The following is an 18,512-nucleotide window of genomic DNA, read 5'->3' as shown; positions in this document are numbered from 1 at the left end:
TACTTGACAAAAATTACTCTGACAAATAACAAATCTCACCTTGATTTCAGCTCTGTAACACACTATCTTGTGATCACTTTCTAGAATTCATCTATATGTTGTGTAAAGCGTGCACAATAGCTGCTGCTATATTAGCCTCGGCTGTAGGATGATTGCTAAACCACTAATTTAAAAATGGACTCTGTAGCAATGACTCAATCTTTATTCGTCACAAAACGTGATGGCCGTCGTGAACCTTTAGATCTTGATAAAATTCACCGTGTAATTACTTGGGCGGCTGAAGGTTTGTCACATGTTTCTGTATCTCAGGTTGAGCTAAAATCACATATCCAGTTTTACGATGGCATTAAATCGTCTGACATCCACGAAACGATAATTAAAGCGGCCGCTGATTTAATTAGTAAAGACAGCCCTGATTATCAATACTTGGCTGCGCGTTTAGCGGTATTTCACTTACGTAAAAAAGCCTATGGTCAGTTTGAACCGCCACATTTGTATGACCACGTCGTTAAAATGGTTGAAGCCAAACGTTATGATGAACATATTTTGGCCGACTATAGCCGCGAAGAGCTAGAGCAGCTAAATAGCTTTATTGACCACGGCCGCGACCTAAACTTCAGCTACGCCGCAGTGAAACAGCTGGAAGGTAAATATTTAGTCCAAAACCGAGTAACCGGTGCTATTTATGAAAGTGCACAGTTTTTATATATGTTGGTTGCCGCCTGCTTGTTTGCTAATTACGACAAAGCAACTCGCTTAGATTATGTACGCCGCTTCTATGACGCCTGCTCGTTGTTTAAATTATCGTTACCAACGCCAATTATGTCTGGTGTACGCACTCCAACTCGTCAGTTTAGCTCGTGCGTGTTAATTGAATGTGGTGACAGCTTAGACTCTATTAATGCTACCTCAAGCGCTATTGTAAAATACGTTAGCCAACGTGCAGGTATTGGTATTAATGCCGGCCGTATTCGTGCCTTAGGCAGCCCAATTCGTAATGGCGAAGCGTTTCATACCGGTTGTATTCCGTTTTATAAACACTTTCAAACAGCGGTTAAAAGCTGCTCACAAGGTGGCGTGCGCGGTGGTGCAGCTACCCTATTCTACCCATTATGGCATTTAGAGGTTGAGTCGTTACTGGTATTAAAAAATAACCGTGGCGTTGAAGAAAACCGCGTACGGCATTTAGATTACGGCGTGCAGTTTAACCGCTTAATGTATACCCGTTTAATTAAAGACGATTACATTACCTTATTTAGCCCGTCAGATGTGCCTGGGCTTTATGACGCGTTTTTCGAAGATCAAGAACAGTTTGAGCAACTGTACGTAAAATATGAAGCTGATAGCAGCATTCGTAAAAAACGCATTAAAGCCTTAGAGCTATTTACGCTGTTTATGCAAGAACGTGCTAGCACCGGGCGTATTTATTTACAAAACGTCGATCACTGTAATACGCACAGCCCATTTAATCCTAAACTAGCACCGGTGCGCCAAAGTAATCTGTGTCTTGAAATTGCTTTGCCAACTAAACCATTAAGTCATATTAATGATCCTGATGGTGAAATAGCGCTGTGTACCTTATCGGCGTTCAACTTAGGTGCGATTGAAAACCTAAGCGAGTTAGAAGAATTAGCTGAATTAGCGGTACGCTCGCTTGATAACTTATTAGATTATCAAGACTACCCTATTCCAGCGGCATTTCACGCCTCGATTAATCGTCGTACGTTAGGTGTTGGTGTAATTAACTACGCCTATTACTTGGCAAAAAATGGTGTTAAATATTCCGATGGCTCAGCCAATGGTTTAACACACCGCACCTTTGAAGCCATTCAGTATTACCTGTTAAAAGCATCAAATAAATTAGCGCAAGAGTTTGGCGCATGCCCTAAGTTTAATGAAACTACATATTCACAAGGCATATTGCCAATAGATACCTACAAAAAAGACTTAGATAAGGTGTGTAACGAGCCGCTATTGCTTGATTGGGAGCAATTACGCCAAGATATTCTAAGCCATGGCCTGCGTAACTCTACGTTATCAGCGTTAATGCCATCAGAAACGTCATCACAAATTTCTAATGCGACCAATGGTATTGAACCACCTCGCGGCCATATTAGTATTAAAGCCAGTAAAGATGGCATATTAAAACAGGTTGTTCCGGAATATGAGCGCTTAAAAAATCAATATGAACTGTTATGGGATATTCCAAGTAACACCGGTTATATCTCGTTGGTGGCAATTATGCAGAAGTTTATTGACCAGACAATTTCAGCTAACACTAACTATGACCCAAATCGATTTGATGGCGGTAAAGTACCAATGAAATTGTTACTACAAGATTTGCTATCAGCGTATAAATTGGGTGTCAAAACGATGTACTACCATAACACTCGTGACGGTGCATCAGATATGCAGGAAGACATTAAGCCTGAGCCTGAAGACGACGGCTGTGCTGGTGGCGCTTGCAAAATTTAACTATAGAGTAAATGCGTTACCTTGGTAACGCGTATTTATTTTAAACCTTGTTAGGATGATAAGTGGCAATGGCTTACACAACTTTTAACCGACAAATGAATGACCAGATGAAAGAACCTATGTTCTATGGTAATCCGGTAAACGTTTCGCGCTATGATCAACAAAAGCATATGATTTTTGAAAAACTGATCGAAAAGCAATTGAGCTTTTTTTGGCGTCCGGAAGAAATTGATGTAAGTAAAGACCGAATTGATTATCAAAATTTACCTGAGCATGAAAAGCACATTTTTATTAGCAATCTAAAGTACCAGACTCTGCTCGATTCAGTACAAGGTCGTTCGCCTAACGTCGCCTTTTTACCCATCGTATCGCTACCTGAGCTAGAAACTTGGATTGAAACGTGGGCGTTTAGCGAAACCATTCATAGCCGCAGCTATACCCATATCGTACGCAATATTACCTCTGAACCGCACAAAGTATTCGACGATATTATGTTGAATGAGAAAATCTTAGAACGCGCCGAAGATGTAACGCGTTACTACGATCACCTAATAGATGGCATAAACTTGTACCAACGCTGTGGTGAAGGTACACACACTATTAATGGTAAAGAATATAGCATTACCCTGCGCGAGCTAAAACGCCGTTTATATTTATGTATGATGTCGGTTAACGTGCTAGAGGCTATTCGCTTTTATGTTAGTTTTGCCTGTAGCTTTGCGTTTGCTGAGCGCGAGCTAATGGAAGGTAATGCGAAAATTATTCGCTTAATTGCTCGTGATGAGGCTCTGCATCTTACAGGCACGCAGCATATTTTAAATATTATGGCAGCCGGTGAAGACGATCCTGAAATGGCGATTATTGCTAAAGAGTGCGAAGAAGATGCTTACGCTATTTTTCGTAAAGCTGCTGAGCAAGAAAAAGATTGGGCAGAATATTTATTTAAAGATGGCTCGATGATTGGCCTAAATAAAGACATTTTGTGTCAATACGTTGAATATATTACTAATAGCAGAATGCAGGCAATTGGCTTAAAAGCTATATTTTCTACCACACAAAACCCTATTCCATGGATTAATACCTGGTTGGTGTCTGACAACGTGCAGGTTGCACCGCAAGAAACGGAAATTAGTTCCTATTTAGTCGGCCAGATTGATAATGAAGTTGACGGTAGTGACTTCGGCGATTTTGATCTTTAAGCATTATGCCCCAGCAGGTTAAAGTAGGTGCGAATATCGATTTCCATTTTGATGGTAGCGAGCGCACCTTACTTAATGCGTTAGAGCAGCAAAAACTGCAGGTTAATTTTAATTGTCGCGAAGGGTATTGTGGAGCTTGTCGCTGCAAGTTACTAAGCGGTGAAATCAGTTATATTAACGAACCGCTCGCCTTTGTCCGTAAAAATGAATTTCTCCCCTGCTGTAGTATTCCACTGACTGATATCGAAATTGAAATTCCTTAACACTATGGTAATTTTGCCCGCTATCTTGCAGACTAGCTATATATTATCCCATTGAAATGGAGCAGATTAATGAAGGCCTTGTTATTGTTACTTGCTGCTTCGAGTTTAACTACTGCAGATTTATCTCATTACGAACAATTATTAGCTAAATCTCAATTTACTGAATTAGAACATCAACTGGTAAAACAACCCGATTATAAACAGCAAGATGGCCTATTGGTTATTTATGCTAAGGCGTTAATTAGCCAGCAGCGTTTAGAAGATGCCAATACCTTATTAAACTTTGCCATTGAGCAGTTTCCTAATAATAGTGAGCTTAATTATTTAGCTGGCTTAAGTAAAATTCGTTTAGCGAGCAATGGTAATATTTTCTCAGCGAAAGAGCGGGCAACGCGTGGCGTGGCCTTATTACAAAAAGCGGTAAGTTTAAAGCCAGATCATTTTTCTGCTCGTCAAGCACTGGTCGATTTTTATAGCGTTGCGCCTGCGGCAGCTGGTGGTGATAAAGAGCTAGCAGAAACTATGGCAAAGCAATTGGCAATAGATAGCCCAGCCCAGGGTTTATTGGCACAAAGCCGTATTCTGATTAATAACAAAAAACTAACCGAGGCATTAGCATTACTCAACAGTATGATGCCAAACCCACCTGTTGCACGGCTGTTAGTGCGTAAAGCTCAGTTAGAGAACGAATTAGCGGCTTATGATGATGCTTTTGTTAGTTATCGCTTGGTAGTGGAATACGCTACCGATATGACCGATAAATACAATGCGCTGTATCACATTGGTCGTTTGGCGGTAGTTGCGGATCAAGATGCCACTCAGGGTATTAGTGCCCTACAGCAGTATTTAGAGTTCTATCACGATAGTGAAAACAAAACCTTGCCTTGGGCAACGCTGCGGCTGGCACAATTAATGTACCGCACAGGCGATAACTACGAAGCCAATTTGTTGGTGAGTCAGTTAACTAACGTACAGGTGGCGGATGAAGAATTTAATCTTATTTTATTAAGTTTAACGAGCGCTATAAAATCTAAAGAAGCTCATACCAAACCGCTAGAGCCAGAAGTTATCCCAGTAGAGAAAAACATTACTGATAGCAAAATAGAACAACAGCAGGAAAGTTAAGCCTTGCCTGCTGTTTTGCTCGTTTCAATCGATAAATACGTTATAAAAATACAGGTACAACTACTTGCGAATACCTTCAACCACCAGATCAAGCTGCACTGTAGTAGATGCTGGGCCTAAATCTGTGTTAATGGCAAAGTCTTTTAAGGTTAGCGTAGTAGTTCCGGCAAAGCCTGCACGATAACCACCCCAAGGGTCGTTACCTTCACCTAATTTCTCGGCCGCAATAACAACCTCCTTAGTTACGCCATTTAGCGTAAGAATACCGTACAAATCAAATTCATTGCCGGTTTTAGGCACAATTTTAGTACTGACAAAATTGGCTTTAGGGTGCTTACTTACATTTAAAAAATCGGCACTGCGTAGGTGCTTATCACGCTCGGCATGGTTTGAATCTATGCTAGTAGTATCAATCGTTAGCTTAATTTTTGCATCAGTAAGTTTATCTGCGTCATAGCTAAAATCACCAGCAAAAGTATTAAAACGGCCATGTAGCCAACTGTATCCTAGGTGGCTAATTTTAAATTGTACAAACGCATGAGCGCCTTGAGTATCAATAACATAGTCGGCCGCTTGTGCTGGTATTGCCATCATTGCAGTGATAGATGCAGCTAATAATAATTTTTTCATTATAGGTTTCCGCTATTAAGGTTTATGTCCAAACATACGTTTAAGCGTATGGTCTTTATCAATAACATGATGCTTTAGTGCCGCTAAGCCGTGTAATACAGCCAAGGTAATTAAACTATATGCCGTATACTGATGAATAACACCCGCGATATCAGCTTGATTAGCAAATAATGCTCCGGCCGAAGGCACGTCAAACCAGTCAAAAACACTGATTGCTCTGCCATCTTCGGTAGATATTAAATAACCGCTAATAAACAGTATTATCAACCCTAGGTATAAACAAAACTGCACGACTCGTGCAAGTTTTTTTTCCCAGCTATGGTGTGTTGCTAGCGGTAACGGCGGTGGGCTAATCCTACGCCAAATTAAGCGCAGCAATAACGCCGCAGCTAACAGGATGCCAACACTTTTATGCCAATAAGGTGCAGTGCGATACCACTCACTGTAATAATTTAAGTCAACCATCCAAAAGCCAACCGCAAACAAAGCAAAGATTGCTAATGCCATCAACCAGTGCATTAACACACTAACTAAGCCGTATTGTGACGAATTGTTTTTTAACATAATTAGCTCCTGTAGAATTTTATAATACACCAATTTAACTAAAGATAAATGGGATTATTACGGACTTATAATTCTATTTATTAGAACGGTTTAAGTTTTATCGTTAATTTAAGCTAATAAAAAAGCCAGCTAAATGCTGGCTTAAGTGTGGTGATAAATACGGTTATTCAAACTTACCATCACGAATATGTTTTTCACCACGTTGTTTAGCTAATTCAACTTGGCGTTGGCGCTCGGTAAATGACGCTTTTTGTTCTGCGCTGGTTTTGTCGTGGCAATGTGGGCAACTTAAGCCTTTAACATAGGTATCTGCAGCCATTTCTTCAATAGATAACGGCATACGACAGGCGTAGCATTGATCATAACTACCCTGCTCTAAACCATGCTTTACCGCAACGCGCTGATCAAAAACAAAGCATTCACCTTGCCATAAACTTTTTTCGATAGGCATTTCCTCTAAGTATTTTAAAATGCCGCCGTCTAAATGGTATACCTGTTCAAAGCCTTGTTCTTTTAAAAACGCGGTTGATTTTTCGCAGCGAATACCGCCAGTACAAAACATAGCGACTTTTTTATGTTTGGTTTTATCTAGGTTATCTGCGGCCCACTGCGGAAACTCGCGAAACGTGGTAGTGTTGGGGTTTACTGCATTTTTAAAGCTGCCAATAGCCACTTCATAGTCGTTACGCGTATCAATTAAAATGGTGTCTTCGTCTGAAATAAGCTCGTTCCAGTCTTCACCTTTTACATAGGTGCCAACAATTTGAGCCGGGTCTATACCCTTAACACCCATGGTAACAATTTCTTTTTTCAGTTTTACCTTGGTGCGATAAAACGCTAGCTCGTCTGCTAACGACTCTTTATAGCTTAAATTGCTAAAACGACCGTCCGCGTCTAACCAAGCTTTAACTGCATCGACACCCTCGCGTTTACCACAAATGGTACCGTTAATACCTTCTTCAGCTAGCAATAACGTGCCTTTAACATTATTAGCCACCATGGTGTCGTATAACGCATCGCGTAAACTGACATAATCGGGTAACGAAACAAATTTATATAAAGCAGCAACTACGTACATAACTAACCTCTTGCAAAGCCGAACCGTAAATTCGGGGCAATTAAAATCGGCGGCATTATAACGTTGCTGATCTCTTGTAGCAAAGGTTGTAATAAGTTTAGGATTAACTATTCATGCTACTGATAATTAAATGCGCAGCTAAAGCCAATAAAACCAACCCCATAATACGGTCAAACCAATAGCCTTTTTGCAATAAAAACCGTGTTACTTTTTCATGGGTTAGCAGCAGCGATAACATACAAAACCATGCTGCAGTGGCAAATGCCATATAGACACCGTAAATAACCTTGTATGACAACGGCGTAAGTGGTGAGATAATAACGGCAAATAATGAGAGAAAAAATAGCGTTGCTTTAGGGTTTAACCCATTAGTAACAAAGCCAGCAATAAAGGCTTTTTTAATGGACGGTATTGGCGCTGGCGTATCTGCAGTGTTGGTTTGCACCCTTGTTGGTGCTGAACTTTTTAATGCCATTACGCCAAGGTAAGCCAAATAAATTGCCGCACAGACGCTTAATACTTTAAATAGCCAAGGCGTGGTTTGAATAAGTACCGCAATACCCACTAACGACCAAGTTACATGCAGCAATATTGCCACACCAATACCTATACTCGCGGCTAGTGCTTGGCGTCGACCAAAGCGCACGGCATAGCGCAGCACAATGGCAAAATCGGGCCCTGGGCTTGCAACAGCCATTAAATGCACAGCGGCAATTAATAAAAACTCAGGCCAAAAACTCATCAGTATTAATCCATAAATATAAAAGCTGTATTCTAATAACCTAATCTCAAATAACGCTAGTGATTAATCGCGTGAGCTGCCCTATTGAACTTTTTTTACATATTCCTACTTGCAGTGAGGCATAAACTGCGTAGAATGTTATAACATCACATGTCGGTATTTTAAAAAGGTGTTTTAGTGCGTAATTCTTCTCTACTTCGTTATAGCCTGTTAGCGGCAAGTATTGGTTTAATTTTTACCAGCCAGGCGCAAGCTGCACAATATCGTGGCGTGATTACCGATCAACAAGGTGAGCCGATAAAAAATGCTCGGGTACATATTCACGGCCGCCAGCAATATGTTTATGCCGATGCTTTAGGTAGGTTTAGCATTGAGGCGCAGCCGGATGCCGAGTTACATATTGATGCACCCAGCTATGGCGATAGCTATATTAAATTAACCACTGAGCAATTAGAGCTGAGCGTATCGCTAACTAAAGGCGGCATAGAACGCATTGTGGTATCAGCGTCGGGTATTCATAAAAACACCTTAGATATGGTGACACCGGTATCGGTGTTGTCGGGTGAAGAGTTACAGCGTAGAACCGAACCAACCATTGGCGAAACCTTAAAATTTGAGCCAGGTGTACACGCTAATTATTATGGCCCTGTTGCCTCAAGCCCGGTGATCCGCGGTTTAGATGGCCCTCGCGTACGGGTGCTTAATAACGGCTTAGATACCGCCGATGTGTCGCGCGTTGGACCTGACCATGCTATTAGTGCCGACGCCCTTACTGCGCAACAAATTGAGGTGCTACGCGGCCCTGCTACATTATTATACGGTAGCGGTGCTATTGGCGGCGTTATTAACGTGGTTGACAACCGTATTCCGCGGCAATTACGCCAACAAAGTGAAACGCAAGTTCATGCGCTATATGCCGACGTATCAAAAGAAAAATCACTGGCCTTAAACCACGAAGGTAGTGTTAATAATATTGCTTGGCATGTTGATGGTTTTAATCGTAAAACGTCAGATTACTCCGTACCCCGTTTTACTAATGATGAGGGTGAAAGCCTTACCTCATTAGAGAACTCTTGGCTAGACAGTAAAGCGTTAAATACTGGTTTAAGCTACATTGGTGCTCAAGGTCTAATTGGTATCAGCATAGGTCGGTTAGAATCAGATTACGGTATTCCTGGGCATCATCATCACGCTGAAGAAGCCGATGCCGAGCCGCATACTGATGACGACGGTGTTTTTGCTGCATTAAAACAAAATCGTATTAGCCTTGCTGGTGAATGGTATAACCCCGTTAACGGCATTGAAACTCTGTCGATTAATACCGCTTATACTGATTATCAACACCAAGAAATAGAAGCTGGCACAGTAGGTACTACATTTAAAAACAAAGCGTTAGAAAGCCGCTTAACACTTGAGCATGAAGCGTTTAATGGTTGGCATGGTTTGTTTGGTTATCATTTACAACAGTCAAATTACAGTGCGTTTGGCGAAGAAGCCTTTACCCCAGATAGCGATAGTTTATCGCACGCCCTTTTTGTGATGGAAGAAAAACAAATAGGTCAGGTTGGCTTGCAGTTTGGCGGTCGAATTGAGCGCACCAAACATGACATTGACCACATTACCTTAGCCGATGGACTTACCATTGATCATGTTTCCGACCAATTTACTGCGTCGAGTGTATCAGCTGGTGCCGTATGGCAGTTTATACCGGGGTTCTCTTGGGCATTAGCCTACAGCCGCTCAGAGCGCGCGCCATCGGCAGCCGAGCTTTATGCTAACGGTGCACATATTGCAACGAGCAGTTACGAGCTAGGATTACAGTATGCAATCAATGCCGGCGAGCTTGCATATATTGATACTAAAGCGAAAAAAGAAACGGCAAATAACATCGATCTCACCTTTCGGCATTTTAAAGATGATTTAACCTTTACCTATAATTTTTTCTACAACAAGGTACATAACTACCTATATCAGGCTAATACAGGGCTAACTATGGCTGATCTTGAGGCCGAACACGACCATGTTGACGATGAGCACGATCACGAGCATCACGATAGCTTTCCGCTATATCAATATCAGCAGCATGATGCCACGTTGTACGGTATGGAGTTTGAAGCCCGTTATCAATTAGACAGCGCTCAGGCGTTAAATGTTTTTGCTGACACAGTGCGTGCCAAGCTAGATAACGGCGATTATTTACCAAGAATACCACCGTATAAACTAGGTTTAGGTTATCAATATACTGGCCTAAGTTGGAGTGCGGATGTGGGAGTAACCCATTATGGTAGCCAAACTAAACTAGCCGTTAATGAAACATCAACCCCTGCGTATACGCTGCTTGATGCCAACCTTAATTATGATGTTAACTTCTCAGCAGTTGATGTCACACTGTTTGCTCGCGGCACTAACCTAACTAATAAGCTGGGTTTTGTGCATAGCTCATTTATTAAAGACGATGCGCCATTACCCGGCCGTGCTATAACGCTGGGCTTGCGCGCCAAGTTTTAGTAATAGCTAAGCCCCGCAGCTAATAGCGGGGCTTATTACAAAAAGCGATCTTTAAAACGACCCCACTGATAATAGGCTTGTTGACCAACACGACGCAGTGCTGGTAGTGGAAATGGCTGTAACGCAGACTGATAAATCGGCAATGCCGGTAAGGGTTCTCCCATTGCCAGTTGTGCTAAACGCTTACCAGCTTGGGTGCTAAAAGATACACCGCTACCACAGTAACCTGCCGCATAAAATATATTGGGTTGTGCTTGGCATACCCGCGGTAAATCATCATAAGACACCGCCACCCAGCCACTCCAATGATAATCACAGCGAAGCTCGCTTAGCATCGGAAAACAGGTTTTTAATGCGCCAAGCAAACGGGCCGGATAAATTGCCTTTTCCGCATCTTTGCCATATACCGCACTTCTGCCACCAAACAACAACCTATTATCCGGTAGCTTGCGGTAGTAATATTTTAGTGCACGCGTATCCATCACCAGCTGAGTATGGTTAAGGCCGCTTAATTTAAGCTGCTCAGCACTAAGCGGTTGAGTAACAATTACGCTACTTAACACCGGTAGACAAGACATGTTTAGCGGTGGGAATAAGTTTTTTGCCGTATAACCATTAGTGGCGAAAATTAACTGCTTGCAACGCACAGTTGCGCTTGGGGTTTGCACCGTAAAACCGCCATTAGCACTACGAGCCCAGCTTTGCATTGGCGTACCCGTATATAAATTTACCCCACTTTGCTTGGCAAGCTGTGCATAACCTTGTGCCAAAGCCAGCGGGTTAACGCCAAAACAATCAGGAAACCGAATAGCGCCAAAGGCTTGATGGTTATGCATATAATCTGCATGCAACTGGGCAGCGGACAAATACTGGACGTCATAACCAAATTGTCGGCGTAAAAACTCAGCTTGCGCTGGCAACTCAGCACCCAGCTTTAGGTTATGAGCAATTTTAAGATAACCTGATTGCTGCATTTCACAGCTAATATTTCCGGCAGTTATCATTTGCTTAACGTTTTCAATGGCAGCGCCATATTCTTGATGAAATAACGTTGCGGTTTCAGTTCCAAACTTGTGTTGTAATTGAGCAAGACCTAACCGGCCAGTGCCCCGTAGTACAAACCCCGCATTACGCCCACTGCAGCCCCAACCCACTTTATTTGCTTCTAGTATTACAACGTCACGGGAAAACTGTTTAGCTAACTGATAACCGCAACTAAGGCCTGTATAACCTGCACCAATAATGACAACATCAGTATCAATACTGTGTTGTAAATGGGTAAATGGCGTTATATGTTCTGTATTATCGGCCCAGTATGAGGTTGGATAAGCCACATCTTGGCCAATATATGGGTCAACTAAGGGATCGTACATTAGAGGCGGCCTAACTAAAGTTCAGCAAATAGCAGTGCCATTTCGGCAGCACTACAAAGGCAAGTTTGGCCACAACGTGGGCAGTTATAGCCTAATGTTTCTGATAAATGCCGCCAACGCTCAGGGTGAATATTAATAAGCTTAGCTCCAGCTTTAGTAAAATATAACTGAGCGGTGTTGCCTGGGCTTTCACGCCAAATATGGGCTAAACCTGCGGTTGCCCCTTGTTGTTGTAAGGCTTGAATTGAGAGACGTAATAAATTTTTTGCCACGCCTTTACCACGATAACTTGCTAGTACGCCAACCGATTTAAAATACGCCATCTGTTTTACCGCTACTGGCCAGCTGTCGTCGCTACACCATTGATCAATTTGCCATTGTTCTGGCGCAAAACTAAGTCGATAGCCAACAACCTGCCTCCGATCAACAGCAATAAAACTGGCATTTATCCCCTGTTTTACCCCTTGCAGCTGCATTAGTTGTAATTGAGCTAATGATAAATAGTTATCGCCATGAATTGAATTGGCCAGTGCAACAACAGCAGAGAAATAATTTTCGCTTAATTCCAGATACTGCATTTTTATACCTAAATACGGTTTATTTGCCTGTTATAAAACAGCCAAGGATTATTGGCAATGCATTTTAGTAACTAAAGTTACTGCGACAAGATGAAAATAGCGATGTAATTACCTAAATATGCGATAGACAACAACCGTGTTATCAAATAAGGTTACAGAGACGTTACAAAAATAATATAAGCGTCAGGTAACAACTACTAAATTCCAGGAAATCTATATGATAAAACATAACAATTATAATCCGGTTGCGAGGTCGGTAAAATTCGCCTTAGCAGCATCATTGTGCATTAGCGCTGGCGTTGCGGTGGCACAAGAACAGCCCGCATCAACTACAGCCAAAGAAAAAGCCGTTGAAAAAATAGCCGTTGTCGGCACGCGTTCAGCACCCCGCTCTATTGGCGATTCTCCAGTACCTATTGATATTATTAGTGGCGAAGAGCTCAACAAAAACGGTAATAGCGACATGCTAAATTTAATTAGCACCACTGTGCCGTCACTTAACGTACACACCCAGCCCATTAGTGATACTGGCTCGCTAATTCGCCCGATCAACTTACGAGGCTTATCGTCAGACAGTACCTTAGTCCTGTTAAACGGCAAACGTCGCCACCGCGCATCGGTTATCTCATTTTTAGGTGGTGGCATTAACGACGGCGCACAAGGGCCTGATTTATCTGTTATTCCAGGCATTGCTATGAAGCAAGTTGAAGTATTGCGCGACGGTGCTGCAGCGCAATATGGTTCGGACGCCATTGCGGGTGTAATTAACTTTGTTTTAAAAGACTCCGCCGACGGTGGTTCAATTGAAGTAAAACAAGGTGAATACTTCGCTGGCGATGGTGCCTCTACCGAGCTTTCAGCCAACGTTGGTATGCCACTAACCAAAGACGGTTTTGTTAATGCGAGCCTGCAATATAAAAATGTTGATGCTACCAGTCGCAGCGTACAGCGCGCGGATGCGCAAGCGCTTATCGATAATGGTAACACGTCGGTTGCGCCACTAGCCCAAGTTTGGGGCTCGCCAGAAATTAAAGACGATATCAGTATTTTTGTTAATGCGGGTCTTGATTTAGGTAATGGCGGCGAAGCCTATATGTTTGGTAACTATTCAGAGCGTGATGTACGTGGCGGTTTTTACTATCGCAACCCGCATACTCGTGGCAACGTATTTTCTAATGATGGCGGTGAAACTTTACAAGTTGTCGATACCTCAGGTGCCGGTGGCTGTGCTAACGTAGGTATTTCAGGCCTTAATCACCAGCAAATTACTGACAGAGTTAATGCGTTACCCGAAAACTGCTTTACATTTTTCTCTATGTTTCCAGGCGGTTTTACACCAAATCTAGGTGGTAATATAACTGATACCTCACTAGCTATTGGTACTAAAGGTGAATTTAAAAACAGTTTTATGGATGGCATTCTGTATGATTTCAGTGGTGTTGTTGGCCGCAGCGAATCAACCTTCCAACTATTTAATTCAGTTAACGCCTCTTTAGGGCCAAATACCCCAACCAACTTTGAGACTGGTAAATATATCCAACTGGAAAAAACCTTTACTGCAGATTTTGTCAAATATTTACCAGTGGGTTTATATGAAGACCTAACCATAGCCTTTGGTACCCAGTGGACCGAAGAAAGCTTTGAAATTGTTGCCGGTGAGCAAGCATCTTGGGAAGTGGGTCCTTATATTGATCAAGGGTTAAGTAACGGTTCAAACGGTTTTCCTGGTTTTCAACCGCAAAATGCTGGAGTGTCAACTCGTCGTAACTATGCGGCCTATATTGATGTTGAAGCCAATGTTACTGAAAATTTACTTACTGCATTGGCACTGCGGTTTGAAGATTACGACAGCTTTGGTACCACCACGAACTATAAACTTAGCGGCCAATATCGTATTAATGAAGACTGGTCATTACGTGCATCAAATAGCACTGGTTTTAGAGCGCCAACCGTGGGCCAAGCTAACGTGAGTAACGTGCGCACCGAAGCCAGTCAAGGTAAGTTATTCGATGTTGGTGTATTGCCACCTACCAACCCTGTCGCAATATTAAAAGGTGCAACAGAACTTAAGCCTGAAGAATCAACTAGCTACGCGATGGGCGTAGTTTATACTGGTAACGATTTCTTTATTACCGCCGACTATTATTTAATTGACGTTGATGGTCGTATTAGTCAGTCAGATGCGTTTGAAGTAACTGCAGCCGAAATTGCCGCATTAAAAGCCGCTGGTGTACAAGGTATTGATTCGTTAACCAGTATTACTTACCTAACTAACGATTTTGACACCCGCACCCAAGGTATTGATCTTGTTGCCAACTACTCAATGGATCTGTTCGAAGGTCGCAGTAGCTTTGCCCTAGCCTATAACTGGAATGACACCGAAGTAACTCGTTTTACCGATATTACAGGCGAGTTTAGGGTATCGCGTTTAGAAGATGATTTACCGAAACATCGTGCTACCTTTACTTGGTCACAAAGTTGGGATAATTGGTCGTTATTTGTCCGTTCTAACTACTATGGCACCTATCAGGGTGTTGCTGCAGATGATGACACTCGCACCACAGATGCAAGTGCTAAAGTAACCTTTGATGCTGAAGTAAGCTACTACATTAACGATAACTTTGCGATTACCGCTGGCGCACAAAATTTGTTTAACACTGAACCTGAAAAATTATCAGATGCGTGGAGCAAAGAATTAGGTGCTAAATACTATGAAACCTCACCTATGGGCATTAACGGTGGTTATTGGTACTTAAAAGGTACGTATAAATTCTAATAAGTAGGTAACATTAACCTAAAATCAGAAGATAAAAAACCCGCTAATTCAGCGGGTTTTCTTTGCTAGCCACACAATATTAGCGTTTCTAGTTACAACAGCGCCAATAGTGCTTGCAACGGGTGCTTGGGTTTATCTCCGACCAAGCGTTTTACCTGACTACGACACGAAAACCCCGTCACCAATATTTTGCTGGTGCTATATTGCTCAACAGGGGCTCGCCAGCTCATATCAAATAACGCTTTACTATTTTCTAAGTTTTGCGCTTCATGGCCATAGGTTCCGGCCATGCCACAGCAACCAACGCTAATAGGCTTTAATGCTAAACCTACATTGGCAAAAATGAGTTGCCATGCCTTCTCTGTTGCAGGTAATGCGGTTTTTTCCGTACAGTGCGCCAGTAAAGCAAACTCTTCGGTCGTGTTTGCTTTAGGTAACGTTTGCTCTACTAACCATTCATGCAATAACTGCACGTTAAAATTACCACGATTATTACCTAAAGCTTTGTTATATTCATCGCGATACACCAACACTAAAGAGGCATCTAAACCAAGCATAGGTAAGCCTAGCGTGTGTAACTTATTGAAAAACTGTGCCGCATTATTAGCGGTTTTAGCAAACTGCCGTAAAAAACCTTTAACATGCTGCGGTTTACCATTGGGTAAAAACGGCAACAATATGGGCTTAAAACCAAGTTTCTCTAATAAATTTAGCGCATCGGCCACCAGTTCTGCTTCATAAAAGCTAGTAAAGGGGTCTTGCACTAACAAGATGGTTTTTTGCCGAGTTGCTGCATCGAGTTGCTCTAATTCAGCCAAATTAAAGCTAAAACGCTTATTAAGCTGTTGTGCTAATGTTGGTACTGATAATAACGGAGTATCAACATAACCAACGCTGCTTGCTAACAGCTTTGCGGTTAGTTTACGTTTTAGTACAAAGTTAACTAAGCGCGGCGCTTTTGCTAGTAACGGCGCGGTGCGTTCAATATTGCCGACAATATAATCTTTAGTTGGCCGTAAGTACCTACTGTGATACAGCTGTAAAAAACGTGCCCGAAACGAAGGTACATCAACTTTAATTGGGCATTGCCCAGCGCAGGCTTTACACGCTAAACAGCCTTCCATTGCTTCCATAACTTCATGCGAAAAATCGGCTTCGCCTTGGCGCTTGGCTAAGGTGTTTTTTATCCGCTGCCATAATGTGCTTATACCACCGGATTGTGTGAGCAGTTGTTGTTCTGTTGCCAGTACGTCGACACCCGAGGTTTCCGCTAGGCGTAACCATTCGCGCATCAGCCCGGCTCTGCCTTTAGGGCTGTGGCGTCGGTCTTTGGTTACTTTGCTTGACGGACACATCGGTGAGTTTTCTTCGTAATTAAAGCACAAGCCGTTACCGTTACAATTCAAACTGCTGTCAAAACTGTCTTTTACCGCTATGGGTATTTGCCGGTCAAAATAGGCGCGCTTAACGCCGTCTACCGACACTAATTGCTCGGCGCTATAATAAGGCGTACAAATTTTACCCGGGTTTACGCGATTACGCGGATCAAACGCAGCTTTAATTTTTCTCAGTTCAGTAAATAACTCTTCGCCAAAAAATGCCGGGCTATATTCGCTACGATAACCTTTACCGTGTTCGCCCCACATTAAACCGCCGTACTTTGCGGTTAGAGCAACCACTTGATCAGAAATGGTTCTAAGCAAGGCTTCCTGCGTAGGATCACATAAATCTAATGCTGGCCTAACATGCAGTACGCCAGCATCAACATGGCCAAACATACCGTATTGCAGGTTGTAACTGTCTAGTAATGCACGAAACTCAATAATAAAGTCAGCTAAATGCTCTGGCGGTACGGCGGTGTCTTCAGTAAACGCAATAGGTTTCTGTCGGCCTTGAGTATTGCCTAACAGCCCTACTGCTTTTTTGCGCATCGCATAAATATGGCCGATGGCAGTATTATCATACGTTAGCTGGTAGCCAATAATACCGTCAGTTTTATCGGCTATTGCTGTGTCTAGTCGTGTAGTAAGCTCGGCAATTTTTTGCTCAATGTCAGCTTGTTGTTCGCTGTTATACTCAACCATATTCAGACCTTGCATTTCAATGCCGGGTACATCTGTGATTAAGTCTTTTACTTGATGCCAAATAATATCGCTGCGAGCTAAATTAAGTACTTTGCTATCAACGGTTTCAACTGAAGTCGCCTCTGCCGCCACCAAAAAGGGCGCATTTTTTAATGCGCTAATAAAGCTGTCGTACTTAACGTTAACGAGGCATTTATACTTAGCAATCGGCGTAATATTTAGCTTGGCTTCAACCACAAACCCTAGCGAACCTTCAGAACCCGTAATAATGCGCGATAAATCAAACTCGCTTAGATCATCATTAAATACATGTTCTAAATCGTAGCCAGTTAAAAATCGGTTTAACCTTGGAAACTTAGCTAAGATTTGCGGCCTAAATTCGCGACAACTATGCAGCACTTGTTGATAAATACGGCCAATACTATTGGGCATTTCAGCGCGATGTTCGGCTTCATAGGTCGGCATTTTATGGGTTTTTAATACATTACCGTCAATAAGTACGGTTTTTAGCGCCAATACGTGATCACTGGTTTTACCATAGACCAAAGAGCCCTGCCCTGAGGCGTCAGTATTAATCATACCGCCAATGGTAGCGCGGTTAGAGGTGGATAAATCAGGAGCAAAGAAAAAGCCATAAGGCTTTAGAAAAGCATTAAGTTGATCTTTAATCACGCCAGCCTGCACCCTAACCCAACGCTGCTCCACATTAATATCTAAAATGTTGCGCATATGGCGTGATAAATCGACCACAACGTGCTCAGTTAATGACTGGCCATTGGTGCCGGTGCCACCACCGCGAGGGCTAAATTTAATATGTGAGAAACTAGAGGTTTGTGCGAGTGAGGTTAAAATAACCAAATCATCGGTTGACCTGGGCAGTATTACCGCTTGCGGTAACGCTTGATAAACGCTGTTATCAGTAGCAACCGCTAAACGACTGCCATAACTGGTTTCAATATCGCCATTAAAACCTGCAGCGACTAAGGCTTTACTAAAGGCAACGATGCTGGCATCCAGCGCTAATTCAGGATTAAGCTTTGGGATCATAACTACAGACACTCGGCAATAAGTGTCTGTAGTATAACATTAACTAGAAGAGAGATTTAACCGGTATTTA

13 protein-coding genes are annotated in these 18,512 nt (G+C 42.4%); 6 read left to right on the top strand and 7 right to left on the bottom strand.

The features are described 5' to 3' along the window. The first annotated feature begins 189 nt into the window (after nt 1-189). The 4 genes from nrdA to E0Z06_RS07705 all read left to right on the top strand — a co-directional run bounded on the left by nrdA (nt 190) and on the right by E0Z06_RS07705 (nt 5,062). Complete coding sequence (nrdA, locus tag E0Z06_RS07720) at nt 190-2,475, top strand: class 1a ribonucleoside-diphosphate reductase subunit alpha (protein ID WP_132583437.1); 2,286 nt, start codon at nt 190-192, stop codon at nt 2,473-2,475. Between the two features lie 68 nt (nt 2,476-2,543). Then, on the top strand, nt 2,544-3,674 hold the full coding sequence (gene nrdB / locus E0Z06_RS07715) for a class Ia ribonucleoside-diphosphate reductase subunit beta (protein ID WP_132583435.1): 1,131 nt from the start codon (nt 2,544-2,546) through the stop codon (nt 3,672-3,674). 5 nt (nt 3,675-3,679) lie between these two features. Continuing rightward, nucleotides 3,680-3,937, top strand: coding sequence for a class I ribonucleotide reductase maintenance protein YfaE (gene yfaE, locus E0Z06_RS07710; RefSeq protein WP_132583433.1), 258 nt, complete (start codon nt 3,680-3,682; stop codon nt 3,935-3,937). 69 nt (nt 3,938-4,006) lie between these two features. Continuing rightward, nucleotides 4,007-5,062: a hypothetical protein gene (locus E0Z06_RS07705; RefSeq protein ID WP_132583431.1), complete on the top strand. Its 1,056-nt coding sequence runs from the start codon at nt 4,007-4,009 to the stop codon at nt 5,060-5,062. Between the two features lie 60 nt (nt 5,063-5,122). On the opposite strand, the gene E0Z06_RS07700 is transcribed toward E0Z06_RS07705, so the two are convergent. The 4 genes from E0Z06_RS07700 to E0Z06_RS07685 form a co-directional block, all read right to left on the bottom strand. Beyond that, entirely contained in the window at nt 5,123-5,692 is a 570-nt protein-coding gene (locus tag E0Z06_RS07700) for a YceI family protein (protein WP_132583429.1), read from the bottom strand. A 15-nt stretch (nt 5,693-5,707) separates the two neighbouring features. Continuing rightward, a complete protein-coding gene (locus E0Z06_RS07695) occupies nt 5,708-6,259 on the bottom strand; it encodes a cytochrome b (protein ID WP_207903189.1) in 552 nt (183 codons plus the stop codon). A gap of 160 nt (nt 6,260-6,419) precedes the next feature. Beyond that, the gene (locus tag E0Z06_RS07690) at nt 6,420-7,334 is read right to left on the bottom strand and encodes a rhodanese-related sulfurtransferase (protein WP_132583425.1); all 915 of its coding nucleotides are present in this window, start codon (nt 7,332-7,334) and stop codon (nt 6,420-6,422) included. A gap of 103 nt (nt 7,335-7,437) precedes the next feature. Next, nucleotides 7,438-8,076, bottom strand: a complete 639-nt coding sequence (locus E0Z06_RS07685; protein ID WP_165907382.1) for a LysE family translocator — start codon at nt 8,074-8,076, stop codon at nt 7,438-7,440. 177 nt (nt 8,077-8,253) lie between these two features. Here E0Z06_RS07685 and E0Z06_RS07680 point away from each other — a divergent pair, with 177 nt between their 5' ends. Further along, nucleotides 8,254-10,584, top strand: coding sequence for a TonB-dependent receptor (locus E0Z06_RS07680; RefSeq protein WP_132583421.1), 2,331 nt, complete (start codon nt 8,254-8,256; stop codon nt 10,582-10,584). A 35-nt stretch (nt 10,585-10,619) separates the two neighbouring features. Here E0Z06_RS07680 and E0Z06_RS07675 read toward each other — a convergent pair whose 3' ends face one another. Both E0Z06_RS07675 and E0Z06_RS07670 read right to left on the bottom strand, forming a co-directional pair. After that, entirely contained in the window at nt 10,620-11,957 is a 1,338-nt protein-coding gene (locus E0Z06_RS07675; RefSeq protein ID WP_132583419.1) for an FAD-dependent oxidoreductase, read from the bottom strand. A gap of 14 nt (nt 11,958-11,971) precedes the next feature. Next, nucleotides 11,972-12,535 (bottom strand): GNAT family N-acetyltransferase, encoded by a 564-nt coding sequence (locus tag E0Z06_RS07670; RefSeq protein WP_132583417.1) that lies wholly within the window; start codon nt 12,533-12,535, stop codon nt 11,972-11,974. Between the two features lie 217 nt (nt 12,536-12,752). On the opposite strand from E0Z06_RS07670, the gene E0Z06_RS07665 reads away from it, so the two are divergent. Next, entirely contained in the window at nt 12,753-15,311 is a 2,559-nt protein-coding gene (locus E0Z06_RS07665) for a TonB-dependent receptor (RefSeq protein WP_132583415.1), read from the top strand. A 92-nt stretch (nt 15,312-15,403) separates the two neighbouring features. On the opposite strand, the gene E0Z06_RS07660 is transcribed toward E0Z06_RS07665, so the two are convergent. Further along, nucleotides 15,404-18,442 carry an FAD-binding and (Fe-S)-binding domain-containing protein gene (locus tag E0Z06_RS07660; protein ID WP_132583413.1) on the bottom strand — a complete coding sequence of 1,013 codons (3,039 nt, stop codon included), beginning with the start codon at nt 18,440-18,442 and terminating at the stop codon, nt 15,404-15,406. Nucleotides 18,443-18,512: the final 70 nt, after the last annotated feature.

Origin of the sequence: Rheinheimera sp. D18, assembly GCF_004345025.1 — a bacterium.
GTDB lineage: Bacteria > Pseudomonadota > Gammaproteobacteria > Enterobacterales > Alteromonadaceae > Alishewanella > Alishewanella metallidurans.
This window is presented reverse-complemented; position numbering and strand designations above follow the sequence as displayed.